Here is a 19,203-nt window from a genome sequence, read left to right as displayed (position 1 = left end):
GCCACAGCAGTGTGGCAGTACGGTGGACTACTCTGTCGGCCAATGAATCACTGCCGACGCTTGCACGGGTCGATTGATCATTGTAGAAAGCTGGCGGAACCCTTGTCACTCATCGGATGTTGCAAGTGCTTGCATTGGTGTTTGCAACCGTTTGTTGGAGAGTGGTGGGCCTAAGGTAAGCTTCCGCCTGCGTATGACTTATTCCTCGAATGCCTTGAATGCAAATTCCGCTAAAACAGTGCCCCGTAATGGTTTGGCACGGTTTGGTCATGAAATTTGCCTGATCGCTGGCTCGCTTGGCCTGTTTTTCTGGCTGCTGGCGATGCTCAGTTACTCCAGCATGGATCCTGCATGGTCTACCTCAGGTAGTAACGATGTGGCGCTGATGAACAACTGGATGGGGCGCCTGGGTGCCTTGATAGCCGATGCTTGCTACTTCGGTTTCGGCCTGTCTGTCTGGTGGCTGGTGCTGCTGGCTGCCTACACCTTGGCGCGCTCATCTTTGCGCTGGGTGCGTGGCCAAAGCATGCTGGACACTCCTTTGAAAGAGCGCTTGCAGTGGTGGGCTGGTGTTTTTTTGCTGGTGGGTGTGAGTTGCGCACTGGAATGGTCGCGCCTGTATCGCTTTGAATCGTTTTTACCCGGACATGCCGGGGGGGTGGTGGGCTACTCTCTGGGTTTGGGGGGCGTCCGCTGGCTGGGCTTTACAGGCTCAGGCCTGATTGGCATTGTGCTGATGGTGCTGGCCATGGCCTTGGTGTTTCGTTTTTCATGGGGCAAAGCGGCCGAAAAACTGGGTGCGCGTATCGAAGGGCTGGTGCGCCTTAGTCAGCAAAATCGTGAAAAAGGCAAAGATGTGGCGCAAGGCCGCAAGGCTGCTCAAGAGCGTGCCAAGGTGGTGGAAGAAGAGCGTATTGAAATTGAAGAGACCCACCATGAGCCCGTACTGATCGTGACGCCGCAGGCAGCACCTGCAGTGCCCAGTGAGCGTGTTCTGAAAGAGCGCCAAAAGCCTTTGTTTCAAGACTCTCAAATGCACGAAAGTGGGCTGCCGCAGGTGGATTTGCTGGATGCACCGCTTGCCAAGCAGGAGAGCGTCTCGCCCGATACGCTGGAGATGACCAGCCGTCTGATTGAGAAAAAACTCAAAGACTTTGGCGTGGAAGTGCGTGTGGTGCAGGCCACGCCGGGCCCGGTGGTCACTCGCTATGAGATTGAGCCGGCCACGGGCGTGAAGGGCTCACAGGTAGTGAACCTGGGTAAGGACCTGGCGCGTTCACTGTCGCTGATATCGGTGCGGGTGATCGAGACCATTCCCGGGAAAAACTACATGGCCTTGGAATTGCCCAACGCCAAGCGCCAGTCCATCCGGCTGTCAGAGGTACTGGGCTCTCAGGTCTATCACGAGGCCAAGAGCATGTTGACAATGGGTCTGGGCAAAGACATTGAAGGCAAGCCCGTGGTTGCCGATCTGGCCAAAATGCCCCACGTGCTGGTGGCGGGAACAACGGGCTCAGGTAAGTCGGTGGGTATCAACGCCATGATTTTGTCGCTGCTGTACAAGGCAGAGGCCAAGGATGTGCGCCTCTTGATGATTGACCCCAAGATGCTGGAAATGTCCGTTTACGAAGGCATTCCGCACTTGCTGAGCCCTGTGGTGACGGATATGAAGCAGGCTGCCAATGGCCTGAACTGGTGTGTGGCCGAGATGGAGCGCCGCTACAAACTGATGAGTAAGCTGGGTGTGCGCAACTTGGCGGGCTACAACACGAAGATTGGTGAAGCCAAGGTCAAGGGTGAAATTATTGGTAACCCCTTCAGCCTTACGCCAGAAGCGCCTGAGCCGCTGGATCGCCTGCCGCATATTGTTATCGTGATTGATGAGCTGGCCGACCTGATGATGGTGGTTGGCAAGAAGATTGAAGAGCTGATTGCCCGCCTGGCACAAAAGGCGCGCGCTGCTGGCATTCATCTGATTTTGGCCACCCAGCGGCCCAGCGTGGATGTGATTACAGGCCTGATCAAGGCCAACATTCCGACACGAATCGCTTTTCAGGTGTCATCCAAAATTGATAGCCGAACCGTTCTAGATCAGATGGGGGCGGAAAGCCTGCTGGGCATGGGGGACATGCTTTACATGGCCAGCGGCACAGGCTTGCCGATCCGTGTGCACGGTGCCTTTGTGTCAGACGATGAAGTACATCGTGTGGTGAGTTATTTGAAGGAACAAGGCGAGCCCGATTACATCGAAGGAGTACTTGAGGCGGCAACGTCGGAAGATGGTGGCGCTGATGGTGATGGTGGTGACGGGGGCGAAAAAGACCCGATGTACGACCAAGCGGTGGAAATTGTTTTGAAGGACCGCAAGGCGAGTATTTCGTATGTGCAGCGCAAATTGCGCATCGGCTACAACCGCTCGGCCAATCTGCTCGAGCAGATGGAGGCAGCAGGTTTGGTGAGTTCGCTCACCAGCAGTGGTCAGCGAGAAGTACTGGTTCCTGCGCGTCCGGAGTAAAGAGGCGGGACATAAGTTCGCGCCTCCAGCATGAGGTGGGCGCAAGTCCATGCCTTGAAAGGAATATCTGGATGAAAAAGACTTTAGGTGTCTGCGCAGTGTTGGCGGCCTTGCCCTTGGCTGCATGGGCTGATGGGCTGCAAAGCTTGGAGCAATTCATGCGCAATGCCAAAGCGGGTCAGGCGCAATTTACGCAGACGGTAACAGCGCCAGCCAAAGAGGGGCAGCCTGTGCGCTCCAAAACCAGCAGCGGTGATTTTTCGTTCCAACGCCCGGGTCAGTTCAAGTTTGTCTATACCAAGCCGTTTGAACAAACCATTGTGGCGGATGGCAAAACGGTGTGGCTGTACGACGTGGATTTGAATCAGGTGACGCAACGTAACCAAGCGCAGGCGCTGGGTAGTACACCTGCGGCTATTTTGGCGTCAGCCAATGACTTGGCGAGCCTGAAAAAGGACTTCACACTCAAGGCAGCTGCGGATGCCGACGGTCTGCAGTGGGTGGAGGCAACGCCCAAATCAGCCGATGGCCAGCTTAAGAATGTACGCGTAGGGTTTCAGGGTGAGAGCCTGGCTGCGATGGACATCCTGGACGGTTTTGGGCAGCGTTCGGTGATTCGCTTTCAAAATCTGAAAGTGCTGCCTGCGCTGCCTGCTGCGAACTTCAAATTTGAAGTGCCCATGGGGGCAGATGTCATGACGCAATAAGCGCGATGGCGCTCCATTAAAAAAGCCCCGCTGGCCGTAGGTCAGTGGGGCTTTTTTATGAAGGTGCGTTTAAGCGCGTGCGATAGCCGGCAGTGGGCGGATACGGTCCAGCGTACCAGCGACGACCAAAACCATGCTCACGGGGAGCAGCCAGCCCAGACCCATGGCGCTGCCAGGCATTGCATCAAGCATGGCGGGCACGATCTGGGTAAAACCTGTGGCCTTGATGGCATCCACAATGCCAAATAACAGGGCCACGCTCATGACAGGAATGAATACGCGAGATGGATGCTTCCACAGCTTGGACAGCAGGCCCAGAGCGATCAAGGCAATCGCTACCGGATAAATGCACACCAGCACAGGGACAGCCACAGCGATCAGCTGTGCCAGGCCCTGGTTTGCTACGGCAGCACTGAACACCGACATCACAATCACCACGGTGCGGTACGGCACATTCAGCAACGCGCTGAAATAGGCAGAACAGGCGCTGACCAGGCCTACGCCTGTGGTCAAGCACGCCAGCAAAATGACGGCGGCCAGCAGCAAAATGCCACCGGTGCCAAAAGTGTGCTCGACGTAGGTGGTCAAGATTTGCACGCCACTGGCGTTGGGGTCAATCACGGAGCCGCTCATGGCGCCCAGATAAATCAGTGACAGGTAAACCAATCCCAACCCGACAGCGGCAATAGTGCCGGCAATGATGGTGTAGCGGGTGTGCAGGCGGGTGTCGGTCACTCCTGCGGCCTTGATGGAGGCCACAATCACAATGCCAAACACCAAAGAGGCAAGTGCATCCATGGTCTGGTAGCCCTGCAAGAAGCCTTGGGCCAAGGCTGCACCGGATGATGCGTACTCAGCGGCGGGTGTCGCGATGGCTCCGGCAGGTGCAACCACGGCTGCCCCTCCCAGAACGGCCAGCACGACGATGAGTGCGGGTGTTATGACCTTGCCGATGTTGTCCATCAGCTTGCCCGGAAAGAGCGACAGCATCATCACTAAAGCGAAGTAGCCGATGGTGAAAATCAGCAGTGCTTCAGGCGTGTTCCCGGTGAAGGGGGCCATGCCCACTTCAAAAGAAACCGTGGCTGTGCGCGGCGTAGCAAAGAAAGGACCAATGGTCAGGTAAATGGACAAGCCCATCAGTGTGCCGGCGGCACGGCCGATGGGGCTGGTCAGGGTGTCCAGGCCACCGCCTACGCGCGCCAACGCCACCACGCCAAGCAGGGGAAGGCCCACGCCGGTCAGCAAAAAGCCCAGCGCTGCCGACCACTGAAATTCACCAGCAGCCAGGCCCACGCTAGGAGGAAAGATGATGTTGCCTGCGCCCAAAAAGAGCGCAAAGGTCATGAAACCGAGGGCGACAATGTCCCGCGTTTTGAGTGTCTTCATGGGAAAAACCGAAATACCTCATTCACCGCAGCAAGGTCAGTGCACGCGGTAGGTGTGTTGCAAATCAAGGGATTGCGGAATCTAGTGGGTGCTCACTAATTACAAAATTCAGTGCAATCAGGATTTAGAAGCGTTGCCAAGCGTGGATTGCAGCGCTGGCAAGCGGTGTGGGGCATCGTACCGTTAAGCTTGTGGCTTGCTGGTCAGGTGATGCAGTCCTCAAAGGCGATGGGGGTAGCCATCGCACAAGAAGAGCATAGATCCGCTGAAGTACTTATTTTGCCGCATCTGAAGTTCTGTTATATGACCAAATCTCAAACAACCCTGAAAGGCGAAGTCGATTTGTCCAACGTCAATACAGGTGGCAATGCTGCACTGCACCAGCCGTTACCAGAGCGTTTACGTCCACGCACTTTGGGTGAGGTCGTTGGGCAGCAGCATGTTCTGGGAGAAGGCATGCCTTTGCGGCTGGCTTTTGAGTCTGGACGCCCGCACAGCTGCATTCTCTGGGGGCCACCTGGTGTGGGCAAAACCACCATCGCCCGGCTGATGGCCGATGCGTTTGATGCGCAGTTCATTGCCATCAGCGCCGTGCTGGGCGGTGTCAAAGATATTCGTGAAGCAGTAGAAAAAGCCGAAGCTGCACGCAGTGGCTTGATGCCGCAGCGCACGATCGTGTTTGTCGATGAGGTGCACCGTTTCAACAAAAGTCAGCAAGATGCCTTCTTGCCACACGTTGAGAGCGGGCTGTTCACCTTTATTGGTGCCACGACCGAAAACCCTTCGTTTGAGGTGAACTCGGCGCTGCTGTCTCGTGCTGCTGTGTATGTGCTGCAAAGCCTGACGCCTGAGGACTTGCAGAACATTGTGGCGAAAGCCCAGGCGATACATGCGGTTCCAGCGATAGAAGATGAGGCGGTTGAGCGTTTGATCGCCTATGCCGATGGCGATGCCCGCCGCTTGCTCAATACGCTGGAGACGCTGTCGATTACGGCCGAGCAGGCCAAGATCGAGGTGATGACCGATGCATGGCTGCTGCAAGTGCTGGGCGAGCGCATGCGGCGCTATGACAAAGGGGGCGAGCAGTTCTACGACACCATCAGCGCGCTGCACAAATCGGTGCGCGGCTCAGACCCCGATGCTGCACTTTATTGGCTGGTGCGCATGCTCGATGGTGGAGCTGATCCGCGCTACATGGCGCGGCGCATTGTGCGCATGGCATGGGAAGACATTGGTCTTGCTGATCCGCGCGCCATGCAAATGGCCAATGATGCCGCCGCCACCTATGAGCGATTGGGTAGCCCCGAGGGAGAGCTGGCCCTGGCGCAGGCCGTGATTTATCTGGCCGTAGCGCCCAAAAGCAATGCCGGCTACAAGGCCTACAACCAGATGAAGGCCCTGGTGAAGTCTGGCAGCACGCAGCCAGTGCCCATGCATTTGCGCAATGCACCCACCAAGATGATGAAAGATATGGACTGGGGCAAGGGCTACCGTTACGCCCACGATGAAGACGGCGGCTTCGCGGCAGGCGAGGATTACTTTCCTGATGGCATGGATAACCCCCATTTCTATCAGCCAGTAGCCCGGGGGATGGAGATCAAAATCGGAGAAAAGCTTGAGCGCTTGCGGCAGTTGAACGCGGCGGCAGCTGAGCGCCGCAAGTCCTAGAGGGTTTTTGGGTGGCGTGATTGTTGTTGCGCTGCAACAAACCGCAGGCAGGTTCGCAGCACGTTAAGGTTTTTTTACGATGATTGACTGCAAAAGTCCAGATTCAGAGCGTGCGCTCACGTCCATTGGTTTTGTTACAAGTGATGTCACGAGACTGTCATAAAAATTTAATTAAATCTTCATGCCGTTGTCATGGAAAATCGCGGCAGCCAGCGGCGGCTGATGTGTTCAGCCGTTGCGTGCAAGTCTGGGCGATACGTGACGTAGCCCAAGCCTGTGCGGATTGAAATCTGCTTTGGCACTGTGACCTGGCAAACAAAATTTTCTGCTGCCTGCGCGCTGTTCGCGTGTGGGCTGTTCAACTTTCACAAGCAATATCCTCTGAAGGGGCGCCCATGCTGTTTGGCAAGCTCTTGCCGCGCGAAGGCAATTTTTTCGAAATGTTCAATCAACACGCGGATCGCATTGTTGAAGCAGCCCGTGCGTTCTCGCAACTGGTGGCGAACTACAACGACCCGCACTTGCGCGACAAATACAACAGTGACGTGGACAACGCCGAGCGCGCTGCGGACCGCGTTACGCATGAAGTGAGCAAAACACTGCACCAGACCTTCATCACGCCGATTGACCGCGAACACATCCATAGCCTGATCAACAGCATGGATGATGTGGCCGACCTGATTCAGGACTCTGCCGAAGCCATGTCCCTGTACGACATTCGCAGCATGAACGATGAAATCCATCGTCTGGCCGACCTGAGTCTCAAGTGCTGCGAACGCCTGCGCGATGCCGTCAAGTTGCTTGACCACATTGCCGACCAAGCCACTGCTGAAGCGGCGCTGAAGACTTGCGAAGAAATCGACCGTCTGGAGTCGGACGCTGACCGTGTGCTGCGTGCTGCAATGAGCAAGCTGTTCCGCGAAGAGCACGATGTGCGTGAGCTGATCAAGCTCAAGGCCGTGTACGAGCTGATGGAAACCATCACCGACAAGTGCGAAGACGTGGCCAACATCATCGAGGGCATCGTCCTCGAGAACTCCTGATCGACCAGCACTGGGAATCCTGACCATGGAAACCGTACAAGCCGCCCTGTGGGTGGTCATTTTGCTGGTGGCAATGGCGCTGGTGTTTGACTTCATGAACGGGTTTCATGATGCTGCTAACTCCATCGCTACTGTTGTCTCTACTGGCGTGCTCAAGCCCGGGCAAGCCGTTTTGTTTGCCGCGTTCTTTAACGTCATTGCGATTTTTGTCTTTCACCTGAGTGTGGCTGCCACCGTGGGCAAGGGGATTGTGCAGTCTGAGGTGGTAGACACCCACGTGGTGTTCGGCGCACTGGCCGGCGCGATTGTCTGGAACCTGATCACCTGGTACTACGGCATTCCATCGAGCTCGTCGCATGCGCTGATTGGCGGCATTGTGGGTGCTGTGATTGCCAAGGCAGGCACCAGCTCGCTGATTGCCAGCGGCATCTTGAAGGTGGTGGCGTTCATTTTGATCTCGCCTTTGCTGGGCTTCCTGTTTGGCTCGCTGATGATGGTGATCGTCGCCTGGATCTGCCGTCGCTCGCGGCCCAGTAAGGTCGATAAGTGGTTCCGCCGTTTGCAGCTGGTGTCTGCCGGTGCCTACTCGCTGGGCCACGGTGGTAACGATGCGCAAAAGACCATCGGCATCATCTGGCTGTTGCTGGTGGCCACTGGCTACATGTCGAGCGAAGAGGCTGCGCCCCCCATGTGGGTCATTGTCAGCTGCTACGCCATGATTGGTCTGGGCACCATGATGGGTGGCTGGCGCATTGTGAAAACGATGGGCCAGAAGATCACCAAGCTCAAGCCGGTGGGTGGTTTCTGCGCCGAGTCAGGTGGTGCGTTCACGCTGTTTTTCGCAACGTTTCTGGGCGTTCCTGTGTCAACCACGCACACCATCACTGGTGCCATTGTTGGCGTCGGTTCAACGCAGCGCATGAGCGCTGTGCGTTGGGGCGTGGCGGGCAATATCGTGTGGGCCTGGATTTTGACCATTCCCGCCAGTGCGTTTGTGGCCGCTGTTGCTTACTGGGTGAGCCTGCAGCTGTATTAAGCCGCTGAGTAATAAATGAGCGCATAGCGCTTGAAAACAAAGGACTTCAAGGTGAAAGCACTTTGAAGTCCTTTTTGTTTAAGCGCTGGATGCTCACTTATTAAAGAAAGCGTTTCATTGAGAAATCTTGCGTGCTTCTTCGATCTGGTACTCGAAGTAATGCTGAAAGCTATAGGCCAGGCTGGCCATCAGCACCGCTGCACCCACCATCAGTGACACCGCGATCGCAGCAATGGTGAACCAGTTGGTTGTGCCGGGGACTGCATTTTGCGGGGCCTGCGGGTTAAAGCGGCTGTTCCATCTTTCGGGGCTGCTCAGCCCATAAAGAATAGCCACCAGGGCGCAGCCGGTGATGGTGAAACCCAGCAAAGGAATCAGCACCCAGCTGAGCTGGTCGTCCTGCCCAAACTGCTGCACACGCTGAATGCCATACAGCCCCAACGCTGTAGGGATGGGCAGCAGCCAGCCCAGGGTGTCACCCAGACCATACAGGTAAAACCGGTGCAAGCCCAAAGGCCCGCCGATGAATGCCAGCCACGCAGCAACCGTTTTGTTTTTCATGCACCCATTATTCGGGCGAGGTGCTGGTGCCTGCACCTAGGGACTTCTCCATCATCACTACGTCCAGCCAGCGGTCAAACTTCCAACCCACTCCGCGCAAGGTGCCCACATCGGCAAACCCCGCCGCACGGTGCACGCCCACAGAACCCGCATTGGTGCTGTCGCCAATGACCGCAATCAGTTTGCGCACGCCCAGGGCCTCGCACTCACGGCACAAAGCATCCAGCAGCAAGCGGCCAATGCCTTGCCCGCGTGCGTGTTCGGCCACGTAGATCGAGTCTTCCGCCGAAAACCGGTAGGCCGGGCGTGGTTTGAACCAGTTGGCGTAGGCATAGCCCAAAATGGTGCCGTCTTCTCCCTCGGCCACCAGCCAGGGCAGGTTTTTGCTCAGTACGTCCTGCATGCGGCCTGACATGTCTGCCACAGAAGGGGGATCGATTTCAAAAGTGCCGGTGCCATTGAGCACGTGGTGGCGGTAAATGGCGGTAATGGCCGGTATATCCAAAGGCTGGCTGGCGCGAAGAATGGGCATGGAAATCAGAAGCCTATATAATCTACGTTTTTCGACGTGTCGCTGGCCGGGTGGCCATGTCGCGTGTCTCAAACGTCGTGAAAATATTGCAGCAAATTTCGCTGCAACCACCCGAAGGATAAATCATGGTCGTCATTCGACTCTCCCGCGGCGGCTCTAAGGCTCGTCCGTTTTTCAACATTGTTGTTGCCGATAAGCGCGTTCGCCGCGACGGTGCCTGCATCGAGCGCGTGGGTTTCTACAACCCTACCGCCCGTGGCGCTGAAGAAGGTCTGCGCGTTGCGCTGGACCGCGTGGCTTACTGGAAGGGCGTTGGCGCCCAGGCTTCCGACACTGTCGAACGCCTGCTCAAGCAAGCTGCCGCTAAGGCTGCTGCTTAATCAGCACCCCCATTGAAAACGGGTTCCGTTGGCTAGTCTGACGGAGCCCGTTTTTTCTTTTTCTTCTGTCACTTGCCATTTGTAAATATCCATGAGTCACATGCCTGAACTCGAATCTGCCGCGCTGCCTGAAGATGCCGTGGAGGTGGGGCGCATTGCGGACGCTTGGGGCATCAAGGGTTGGTTCAAGGTCATTGCGCACAGCGCAGACCCTGAGGCCCTGTTTGCCGCCAAGCAATGGTTTCTGTTGCCAGCCGAAAAAGGGGCCAAGAATTTCACGGGTACGCGTCTGCTGCCGATCAAGCAGGTGCGCCCTCACTCCGACACCATCGTGGCTACCTCACCAGCGGTGCTGGATCGTAATGGAGCCGAAGCTTTGCGCGGTTCGCGCGTTTTTGTCTCGCGCGAGCACTTTCCCAAGACAGATGACGGCGAGTTTTACTGGGTCGACCTGATGGGCTTGCAGGTGCATAACCGCGAAGGTGAAAACCTGGGTGTGGTCAAAGACCTGCTGGCTACGGGGCCGCAAACCACGCTGGTGCTGGGCTATGAAGTAGATGGCAAAGAACTCGAGCGCATGATCCCTTTTGTGGATGCGTATATCGACAAGGTCGACCTGGCTGGCAAAACCATCATTGCTGACTGGCAGCTGGACTATTGAGTGCAGCGCATGCGTTTTGACATCATCACCTTGTTCCCCGAGATGTTTGCTGCTTTCCTTGAAAGCGGCGTGACACGCCGTGCCTATGCCTCGGGGCAGGTGGCGGTGCATTTGTGGAATCCGCGTGATTACGCGCAAGGCAACTATCGCCGTGTAGATGACCGCCCCTTTGGTGGCGGCCCCGGCATGGTGATGATGGTGGAGCCGTTGCAGCATTGCTTGGACGCCATTCGTGCTGCGCGCGCAGAAGCTGGCGAGGTGCAGCCTGCACCCGTGCTGCTGTTTTCACCCATTGGCGTTACCCTCAAGCACGAGGTGGTGGCGCAATGGTCGGACAGCCAAGGTGCCGTCTTGCTGTGCGGCCGCTACGAGGGCATTGACCAGCGCTTTATTGATAAGCATGTCACGCACCAGGTGAGCTTGGGTGACTTTGTGCTTTCTGGCGGAGAGCTGGCCGCCATGGTGATGCTCGATGCCATTGCGCGCTTGCAGCCCGGCGTGCTCAACGATGAGGGCAGCTTTCAGCAGGACAGCTTTAATCCTGCGCTGGATGGAATGCTCGATTGCCCCCACTACACACGCCCTGAAGTGTGGGAGGGGCAGGAGGTGCCCGGCGCGCTGCTGTCGGGTCACCATGCCAACATTGAGCGTTGGCGTCGTGACCAGCGCTTGCGCATTACGGCAAGTCACCGTCCTGAACTGATTGATCAGGCTCGTGCGCAGGGGCTGCTGAACGTCAAAGACGAAGGGTTTTTGGCAAAAAACGCGGGCAAGCTATAATCCCCGGTTCTTCGATCCTATATCCGGCCGCTGCATCGGTTTGAATGCAGCCATAGCACCAATCCCGGTGCCTGCCAATTTTGGCGCGGACACGATCGAGTTGGATGAAATCATGAATCTGATCCAGACTCTTGAGCAAGAAGAAATTGCTCGCCTGAACAAGACCATCCCTGCTTTCGCTCCTGGCGATACAGTGATCGTGTCTGTGAACGTGGTTGAAGGCGCACGCAAGCGTGTGCAGGCCTTTGAAGGCGTGGTGATCGCTAAGCGCAACCGTGGTCTGAACAGCGCTTTTACAGTGCGTAAGATCTCTTCGGGTGAAGGCGTGGAGCGTACGTTCCAGACTTACTCGCCCATCATTGCTGGCGTTGAAGTCAAGCGCCGTGGTGACGTGCGTCGTGCCAAGCTGTACTACCTGCGTGAGCGCAGCGGTAAGTCGGCACGTATCAAGGAAAAGCTGCCACAACGCGTTAAGAAGGCTGCTGTCGCAGCTGCGTAATTCGCGTTCAGCCTTTCAGGCAAAAGCCGCTACAGTTCGCTGTAGCGGCTTTTTTTATGCCTGCGGAGATGTCGTTTGTCTTCCCATTCAGAGCAGTTGCGGCCGGGGTCTCTGACCGCCAGTATTCCCAACTTTGATCCACGCCAGGTGCCAGTCATTGGCGTTGACAGGCTTTTGCCTGCAGTGGCGTTGACGAATCAAACGCCGCAAGCCTTGCGCGCACGGTTTGCGCGACCACCTGTGTGGCAGCCAGAGGTGCGGCGTGAAGATCGTTTCAGTGAGCGTGCACCGACGCAGGCAGCGGTGTTGATTCCTCTGGTGATGCGCGATGAGCTGACGGTACTTTTGACGCAGCGTACCGAGCATCTGTCCACCCACTCTGGGCAGGTCGCATTTCCGGGGGGCAAACAAGATCCCGAAGATGCCAATGCCACTGCCACTGCCTTGCGTGAGGCACAGGAAGAAATTGGGCTGGCAGTTGATCAGGTTGAGGTCTTGGGCAGCTTGCCTGTCTATGAAACAGGCACCGCTTTCTTTGTGACCCCGGTGGTGGCTTTGGTGCAGCCGAACATGCAGCTTCAGCCCAATCCGTATGAGGTGGCGGATGTGTTTGAAGTGCCGTTGCGGTTTTTGCTGGATCCTCGCAATCACCTGCGCCATCGTCTGCATTGGCAGGGAATGGAGCGTCAGTGGTATTCCATGCCTTATGACGATGCGGGACGTGAGCGGTACATCTGGGGGGCAACCGCTGGCATGCTGCGCAATTTCTATCGTTTTATGGTCGCTTGAGCCAAAGTCCACGGCATCGGTGTGGCATTCGGAATGCTTGCCAGTATCATCTGGACATGAGTTTCTTCGCCATCATGCTTGCCCTGTTGCTGGAGCAGGCCCGACCACTGTCGCGGGACAACCCTGTGCATGCAGGAATTCGGGCTTGGACCGTGTCTGTTCGCCGCAATTTTGACGCAGGTAAGGAACACCATGGATGGGTGGCCTGGGGCCTGGCTATTGTGCCCCCAGTGCTTTTTACGGTGGGTGTTTACTGGCTGTTGATGCGCTGGGTAGGCTGGCCTGCAGCCATGCTGTGGAACGTGGTGGTGCTGTACGTCACTTTGGGCTTTCGCCAGTTCAGCCACCACTTCACCCGGATTCGTGATGCCTTGGAAAGTGGTGACGAGCATGCTGCCCGCGAAGCGTTGGCCGAGTGGCAGCAAGTTGAAACCACCGAAGTGCCACGCAGCGAAGTGGTGCGCCATGTCATTGAATACTCCGCTCTCAGCGCCCATCGCCATGTGTTTGGCGTGCTGTTCTGGTTTGCGGTACTGGCTGCTTTGGGCCTGGGGCCAGCAGGAGCCGTGTTCTACCGATTGACGGAGTACTTGTCGCGCTATTGGTCGCGCAAGTCGGTGGCAGGCGCAGCCCCGGTGAGTGAGCGTCTGCAGCAATCGGCCAAGCAAGCGTGGTTGCTGGTGGATTGGCTGCCTGCGCGCATGACTGCGCTGAGCTTTGCCATTGTGGGCAGCTTTGAAGAAGCCATTGATGGCTGGCGCTTTCACACCAAGCATTTTCCGAATGACAACGATGGCGTGATCTTGGCGGCCACGGCAGGTGCTATCAATGTACGGCTGGGCGGCAGTGCTTTGAAGATGCGACAAGAGCTGAAAACTGCGCCCATCTATGACGATGAAGATGCCTGGCAAGAGCCTGGGGTAACGCCAGGGCGAGAGGCAGAGTTGGGCCATTTGCGTTCGGTGGTGGGCTTGGTGTGGCGCAGTGTGGTGGTCTGGATGCTGCTGCTGGCGCTGCTCAGCTTGGCGCGTTTGCTGGGCTAACTGAATACCTTTTAGCTTTTTCAGTACCAGCGCTTTAAGCCCGTTTCATGTAAAAAAACCTGCCGTAATCGAGCAGGTTTTTTTATGCAAGGCTGGTTCGGTTCAGTACTTGAAGTCGGTGTTTAGCTCTTCAAATAGCTCGGTGTAGATGCGGTAGCGATTGGGGTGGATGTAGTGCGGGCTGCCTTCGTTATCGACTTCTGCCATGACCGCGCAGCCCGGCTCATGCAGGTGCGTGCAGTTGTAGAACTTGCACTGGTTGGCCAATGCTCCGATGTCTGGCATGCACTTGGGTAGCTCGGTGGCCTTGATGTGATAGAGGCCAAATTCTTGGAAACCGGGCGAGTCGATGATGGCCGTGGTGCGCTCTGCATCCATCCAGTACCAGCTGGTGGTGGTGGTGGTGTGCTTGCCGGTGTTGAGAACGCGCGAAATTTCGTTGGTGGCCGCCTGTGCGCCGGGTACCAGCAGATTGATCAGCGTGCTTTTTCCCACGCCTGAAGGGCCGAGCACAAAGGTGCGCTTGCCTTCGAGCAAAGCCATCAAGGCTTCTTTTTGCTCAGGGTCGTCGCTGGTCAGGTTCAGCGGAATGATGGGGTAGTGGTCGCTGCCGTCTTCATTCAGGATATTGCGGTAGGCCTCTAAGCGCTCCCAAGCCATTGCAAATGGCTCTTGCAGGTCGTATTTATTGAGCGCGATGATGGGGGTGATGCCAGCGTCTTCAGCCGCAATCAGGGCGCGTGCCAGTTGGCTTTCAGAGAACACGGGCTCAGCCGCAATCACGATCAGCACCTGGTCCAGATTGGCTGCAAAGGTTTTGGTGCGTATTTCGTCCTGGCGATACAGCAGGTTGCGGCGTTCCAGCACTTTCTCGATGGTGCCTTCTTCACCTTGACCGGGGGGCGGTGCTTGCCACAGCACTCGGTCGCCCACTACGGCTTGGCTTTTTTTGCCGCGCGGGTGGCAGATGCGGCGTACGCCATCATCGGTTTCCACAATGCAGTGGCGGCCGTGGCTGCCAACGATCAGGCCTTCGGTGGAGGCCGCTGCCGAGGCGACAGCGGATTTGCTATGTCTGCGGCTCATGTGGCACTCACAGGGTTGGAGGTTGCAGGCAGGGGCATGCGCGCCAGACGCTCTACCGCAGGAGGGTGGGAGTAGTAATAGCGCGCATACACCGGGTCGGGCGTGAGGGTGGAGGCATTGTCCTCATACAGTTTGAGCAGTGCGCTGGCCAGGGCAGCGCCACTGGCTTGCTGCATGGCGTAGGCATCGGCCTCAAACTCATCGCGGCGTGAAAAGTGTGCCATCACCGGAGAGATCCAGAAGGTGAACACGGGCAGGGCCAGCATGAACAGCAGCAGAGCTAGTGCGTCATCGTGCGAAGGCTGACCAAAAGCGAGGGCAGTGCTGGGGAGTACGCCCAGGCCTGTGTAGAACCAAACCTGCTGTGACAGCCAGCCCAGCACGGCAAAGCCAATCAGGCTCAGCACAAACATGCCAATCATGCGTTTTGTAATGTGCTTGTGCTTGAAGTGCCCCAGCTCGTGGGCCAGCACAGCCTCTACTTCGTCAGGGCTCAATTGCTTGAGCAGGGTGTCATAAAACACCACACGCTTAGAGGCGCCAAAACCCGTGAAGTAGGCATTGGCATGGGCGGAGCGGCGGCTTCCATCCATGACAAACAAACCTTTGGCTGCAAAACCGCAGCGCTGCATCAGGCTGGTGACACGGGCTTTGAGGGACTCATCAGCCAAGGGCTCAAACTTGTTAAACAGGGGGGCAATATAGGTCGGGAAAATCCACATCAGCAGCAGCTGAAAACCCGTCCAGATTCCCCAGGCCCACAACCACCACAGACTGCCTGTAGCGCCCATGAACCAGAGGATGATCCACGCAATCGGCAGACCAATGATGGCAGCGAGCAAAGTGGACTTGAGCAAATCACCCAGCCATATCCCTGGCGTGCTCTTGTTGAAACCAAAGCGCGCTTCAAGCGCAAAGGTCTGGTAGAGCGAGAAAGGCAGATCCAGCAAGCCAGAGATAGCTGCAAACGCGGCAAGCAAGGCCAGCTGCTGCACCATGCCCGGCTCCATCCATTGCAGCAGGGTGTTTTGCAGGGTATTCAAGCCGCCAAGCAGGGTCCAGCCCAGCAAAATGACTGCCCCCCACGCCATGTGCAGCAAGCCAAAGCGGGCTTTTGCCAGGGTGTAGTCGGCTGCTTTTTGATGGGCTGCTAAGGAGATGTGCGAGGCAAAGCTCTGAGGAACCTCATGGCGGTGCTGGGCCACGTAACGCACTTGGCGCGTGTTGAGCCACAGTTGCACCAGCAGTTGCAGGGCTAATGCAATGGCAAATGCCAGTGTCAGCAGCATCGAGGGGGAAAGTTCATTCGTGGTCGGCATTGGCGGCGAGTGTAGGCGACAATTTAAGCATGTCTTTAGCCCCCTCTTCTGAAACCCCTGTGTTGCCCAAGTCTGACTTGAACCTTGTTTGGCTTGACTGCGAAATGACTGGTTTGAATCCTGAGCACGATCGCATCATTGAAATTGCTGTGGTCATTACCAATGCCAACCTCGACATCCGGGTGGAAGGGCCGGTATTTGCCATTCACCAAAGCGATGAATTGCTCAACGGCATGGATGCCTGGAACAAGGGTACGCATGGCCGCAGTGGCTTGATCGAGCGGGTCAAGGCTTCTGAGATCTCTGAGGCGCAGGCAGAAGCTGCTTTGACTGCGTTTCTGAGCAAGTATGTGCCCAAGGGGAAGGTGCCGCTGTGCGGCAATAGCATTGGACAAGACCGCCGTTTTTTGGCGCGTTACATGCCAAAGCTTGAGGCTTACCTGCATTACCGGAATGTGGATGTCAGCACGCTCAAGGAGCTGGCGCGCCGCTGGAAGCCTGAGGTGGTGACCAGCTTCAAGAAGGCGCAACGTCACACGGCGCTGGCGGATGTGATTGAGTCCATCGACGAACTGCAGCACTATCGCAGCCGCTTTTTGGTGGTCTGAATACACGCAGCCTTGGCTTTGCTGGTGGTATTAACCCTGCAGCTCAGCAGAAAAAACAAGAACGTGTGATAATTGCCGTCTTGCACGTTTGAAGCCTTAGCGCTTACGTAGCGATGCAACAATTGTGCATCTCCCATCACTCACCGGGTCCGCCACCCGCTATTGCGAAAACTTAGGTTTTCGCTAGCGCCGTAGCAATGAATGGCCCACCAGCTGCCCTTATGCGCGCCGCTGGTATCGTTTGACGGTTGATGTTTCCATAACCGTCAAAAAAGCGTTGCCCGCTTTCATGGGCCGCTTTTCGCGTGAGAAAACATGAACGACTCTTTGAATGAGCAGGGCCAACTGGCCACTGCGGATACTGCTTTGGACGCTTCCACTTTGAATGTTGCTGCTGAGGCAGTTGCTGAAATTATCGAATCTTTCGACACCGCTGCTGAAATCGAGCAAGAGGCTGTTGAAGTACAACCTAACGGCTTTGTTGAGCTGGGCCTGGCGCCTGAGCTGGTGCAGGCTGTTGCAGATCTAGGCTACACCCAGCCAACTGCTGTGCAACTCAAGGCCATTCCTTTGGCCATGGGTGAAGGTGCAGATGCCAATGGTTTTATCGACCTGATGGTGTCTAGCCAGACTGGTTCCGGCAAGACGGCTGCTTTCTTGCTGCCTGTGCTGAACACGATTCTTCAGCAGCGCGCTGAGGCAGAAGCTGAAGCCAAGGCTGAGTTTGATCGCCAGTGTGCTGAAGCTGCTGCCAAGGGTGAGCCCTTGCCTAAGCGTGCCAAGCGTAAGGACCCTACCAATTCCCGTAACTTCAAGGCTGCCGTACCCGGTGCTTTGATTCTGTGCCCGACACGTGAACTGGCTCAGCAAGTGGCGCATGACGCCATCGAGCTGGTCAAGCACTGCCGTGGTCTGCGTGTTGCCAATGTGGTGGGTGGTATTCCTTACCAGCTGCAAATTGCCAAGTTGCAAAACGCTGACTTGGTGGTGGCAACGCCAGGTCGCTTGCTGGATCTGCAGCGCTCCATGCAAATCAAGCTGGACAAGGTTCAGTTCTTGGTGGTGGATGAGGCTGACCGCATGCTGGATCTGGGCTTCTCGGATGATCTGGCTGAAGTCAATCAGATGACTTCGCAGCGCAAGCAAACCATGATGTTCAGCGCTACGTTTGCACCCCGCGTGCAGCAGCTGGCCATGCGCGTGATGCACGACAACGGCGCTGGCGTGAAGAAGATCACGATCGACTCGCCCCAGGAAAAGCACTCCAACATCAAGCAAGTGCTGTTCTGGGCTGACAACGCCCAGCACAAGCGCAAGATGCTGGACCACTGGCTGCGTGACGAGTCCATCAACCAGGCCATCGTATTTGCATCCACCCAGGTGGAGTGCGACGGTCTGGCGACCGACTTGCAAGAAGCGGGCTTCTCTGCTGCTGCTTTGCATGGCGCGCTGAGCCAGGGCTTGCGTAACCGTCGTCTGATGGCGTTGCGTAACGGTCAAATCCAAGTGCTTGTAGCGACTGACGTGGCTGCTCGCGGTATTGACGTGCCCACGATCACTCACGTGTTTAACTACGGCCTGCCCATGAAGGCCGAAGACTACACCCACCGTATCGGCCGTACCGGTCGTGCTGGTCGCAGCGGTATTGCTGTGACGTTTGGTGAGTTCCGCGATCGTCGCCGTATTTTTGATATTGAAGCCTACACACGCCAGCAGTTCACTGCTGAAGTGATTCCAGGTCTGGAGCCCCAGCAGCGCTTCCCCGCAGCCGGCGAGCGTGATGGTCGTCGTGGCGGCGGCGGTGGTGGTGGCCGTAGCTTTGGCGGTGGCAACAGCCGTGGCGGTGATGGTTATGGTCGCAAGCCAAGCTTTGGCGGTGACCGTGGCGGCTTCGGTGGCGGTCAGCGCCGCGAAGGTGGTTTTGGTGGCGGTGATCGCCCTCGCTTTGGCGGCGGTGAGCAGCGTCCTGCCGGTGGCTTTGGTGGTGGTGATCGCGACCGTGGCGGTTTCGGTGGCGGCCAGCGTCGTGAAGGTGGTTTTGCTGGCGGTGCAGACCGTAAGCCCGCTTTCGGCGATCGTGGTGGTTTTGGTGGTGGCGACCGCAAGCCTGCATTTGCAGACCGTGGTGACCGCGGTGGTTTCGGTGGTGATCGCCCTCGCTTTGGCGGTGGTGAGCAGCGCCCTGCTGGCGGTGGCTTTGGTGGCGGTGATCGCGACCGTGGCGGCTTCGGTGGTGGTCAGCGTCGTGAAGGCAAGTCCTTTGGCGGTGCTCGTGAAGACCGTGGCGGTTTCGGCGGTGGTCGCAAGACTTTCTCGCGCGACCGTTAATGGGCAAAGCTGGCAGCGTTGATTCGTTGCCAGTTGCTCAGTAAAAAAACCGGCCATTGGCCGGTTTTTTTTGCGTCTGGACTGCACATTTGTTGTGGGGAGTATGTGTGTTTGTCTAAAAATATAGCTTCTAACGCAGGTTAGCTAATAACTTTAGATAGTTTTCATTCTGAAGTGCTTGTATATATTGCGCTGCAAGCTATGAATATTTGCAATGCGCACAACAAAAAACCCGTCTTGGTAACAAGACGGGTTTTGT

General features: G+C 56.8%; 18 protein-coding genes. 13 read left to right on the top strand and 5 right to left on the bottom strand.

From position 1 onward, the window contains the following. The first annotated feature begins 193 nt into the window (after nt 1-193). Both H9646_RS09905 and lolA read left to right on the top strand, forming a co-directional pair. Nucleotides 194-2,515 (top strand): DNA translocase FtsK, encoded by a 2,322-nt coding sequence (locus tag H9646_RS09905; RefSeq protein WP_191723192.1) that lies wholly within the window; start codon nt 194-196, stop codon nt 2,513-2,515. A 71-nt stretch (nt 2,516-2,586) separates the two neighbouring features. Then, nucleotides 2,587-3,222 (top strand): outer membrane lipoprotein chaperone LolA, encoded by a 636-nt coding sequence (gene lolA, locus H9646_RS09900; protein ID WP_191723191.1) that lies wholly within the window; start codon nt 2,587-2,589, stop codon nt 3,220-3,222. Nucleotides 3,223-3,291: 69 nt separating this feature from the next. Here the strand turns inward: lolA and brnQ are convergent, their stop codons facing one another. Then, on the bottom strand, nt 3,292-4,611 hold the full coding sequence (gene brnQ / locus H9646_RS09895) for a branched-chain amino acid transport system II carrier protein (protein WP_191723190.1): 1,320 nt from the start codon (nt 4,609-4,611) through the stop codon (nt 3,292-3,294). A gap of 303 nt (nt 4,612-4,914) precedes the next feature. Here brnQ and H9646_RS09890 point away from each other — a divergent pair, with 303 nt between their 5' ends. The 3 genes from H9646_RS09890 (at nt 4,915) to H9646_RS09880 (ending at nt 8,358) form a co-directional block, all read left to right on the top strand. Further along, on the top strand, nt 4,915-6,279 hold the full coding sequence (locus H9646_RS09890; protein ID WP_191723189.1) for a replication-associated recombination protein A: 1,365 nt from the start codon (nt 4,915-4,917) through the stop codon (nt 6,277-6,279). A 395-nt stretch (nt 6,280-6,674) separates the two neighbouring features. Then, nucleotides 6,675-7,322 carry a DUF47 domain-containing protein gene (locus H9646_RS09885; protein WP_191723188.1) on the top strand — a complete coding sequence of 216 codons (648 nt, stop codon included), beginning with the start codon at nt 6,675-6,677 and terminating at the stop codon, nt 7,320-7,322. 25 nt (nt 7,323-7,347) lie between these two features. Continuing rightward, entirely contained in the window at nt 7,348-8,358 is a 1,011-nt protein-coding gene (locus H9646_RS09880; RefSeq protein ID WP_191723187.1) for an inorganic phosphate transporter, read from the top strand. Between the two features lie 114 nt (nt 8,359-8,472). On the opposite strand, the gene H9646_RS09875 is transcribed toward H9646_RS09880, so the two are convergent. Together H9646_RS09875 and H9646_RS09870 are read right to left on the bottom strand one after the other, a co-directional pair. Then, nucleotides 8,473-8,919, bottom strand: coding sequence for a TM2 domain-containing protein (locus H9646_RS09875; RefSeq protein ID WP_191723186.1), 447 nt, complete (start codon nt 8,917-8,919; stop codon nt 8,473-8,475). 7 nt (nt 8,920-8,926) lie between these two features. Beyond that, nucleotides 8,927-9,451: a GNAT family N-acetyltransferase gene (locus tag H9646_RS09870; RefSeq protein ID WP_191723185.1), complete on the bottom strand. Its 525-nt coding sequence runs from the start codon at nt 9,449-9,451 to the stop codon at nt 8,927-8,929. Nucleotides 9,452-9,576: 125 nt separating this feature from the next. Here H9646_RS09870 and rpsP point away from each other — a divergent pair, with 125 nt between their 5' ends. The 6 genes from rpsP to H9646_RS09840 all read left to right on the top strand — a co-directional run bounded on the left by rpsP (nt 9,577) and on the right by H9646_RS09840 (nt 13,603). After that, a complete protein-coding gene (rpsP, locus tag H9646_RS09865) occupies nt 9,577-9,831 on the top strand; it encodes a 30S ribosomal protein S16 (RefSeq protein ID WP_191723184.1) in 255 nt (84 codons plus the stop codon). Between the two features lie 91 nt (nt 9,832-9,922). Continuing rightward, entirely contained in the window at nt 9,923-10,492 is a 570-nt protein-coding gene (rimM, locus tag H9646_RS09860; RefSeq protein WP_191723183.1) for a ribosome maturation factor RimM, read from the top strand. Nucleotides 10,493-10,501: 9 nt separating this feature from the next. Further along, nucleotides 10,502-11,272: a tRNA (guanosine(37)-N1)-methyltransferase TrmD gene (gene trmD / locus H9646_RS09855; RefSeq protein WP_191723182.1), complete on the top strand. Its 771-nt coding sequence runs from the start codon at nt 10,502-10,504 to the stop codon at nt 11,270-11,272. A 112-nt stretch (nt 11,273-11,384) separates the two neighbouring features. Beyond that, a complete protein-coding gene (gene rplS / locus H9646_RS09850) occupies nt 11,385-11,771 on the top strand; it encodes a 50S ribosomal protein L19 (RefSeq protein WP_191723181.1) in 387 nt (128 codons plus the stop codon). Nucleotides 11,772-11,846: 75 nt separating this feature from the next. Then, entirely contained in the window at nt 11,847-12,560 is a 714-nt protein-coding gene (locus tag H9646_RS09845; RefSeq protein ID WP_225214087.1) for a CoA pyrophosphatase, read from the top strand. 56 nt (nt 12,561-12,616) lie between these two features. Beyond that, on the top strand, nt 12,617-13,603 hold the full coding sequence (locus H9646_RS09840) for a CobD/CbiB family protein (RefSeq protein WP_191723180.1): 987 nt from the start codon (nt 12,617-12,619) through the stop codon (nt 13,601-13,603). Between the two features lie 102 nt (nt 13,604-13,705). On the opposite strand, the gene rsgA is transcribed toward H9646_RS09840, so the two are convergent. Continuing rightward, complete coding sequence (gene rsgA, locus H9646_RS09835; RefSeq protein WP_191723179.1) at nt 13,706-14,689, bottom strand: ribosome small subunit-dependent GTPase A; 984 nt, start codon at nt 14,687-14,689, stop codon at nt 13,706-13,708. Next, nucleotides 14,686-16,008, bottom strand: a complete 1,323-nt coding sequence (locus H9646_RS09830) for a M48 family metallopeptidase (RefSeq protein ID WP_225214086.1) — start codon at nt 16,006-16,008, stop codon at nt 14,686-14,688. The genes rsgA and H9646_RS09830 overlap by 4 nt, the downstream gene beginning before the upstream one ends. Before the next feature lie 29 nt (nt 16,009-16,037). Between H9646_RS09830 and orn the strand changes: the two genes are divergently transcribed. After that, complete coding sequence (orn, locus tag H9646_RS09825) at nt 16,038-16,616, top strand: oligoribonuclease (protein ID WP_191723178.1); 579 nt, start codon at nt 16,038-16,040, stop codon at nt 16,614-16,616. A 315-nt stretch (nt 16,617-16,931) separates the two neighbouring features. Then, nucleotides 16,932-18,944 carry a DEAD/DEAH box helicase gene (locus H9646_RS09820; protein ID WP_191723177.1) on the top strand — a complete coding sequence of 671 codons (2,013 nt, stop codon included), beginning with the start codon at nt 16,932-16,934 and terminating at the stop codon, nt 18,942-18,944. The last annotated feature ends 259 nt before the right edge of the window (nt 18,945-19,203 follow it).

Origin of the sequence: Comamonas avium (assembly GCF_014836675.1) — a bacterium.
Classification (GTDB): domain Bacteria; phylum Pseudomonadota; class Gammaproteobacteria; order Burkholderiales; family Burkholderiaceae_C; genus Comamonas; species Comamonas avium.
Note: the sequence above shows the minus strand (reverse complement) of the source record. Positions and strands in the feature narration are given on the sequence as shown.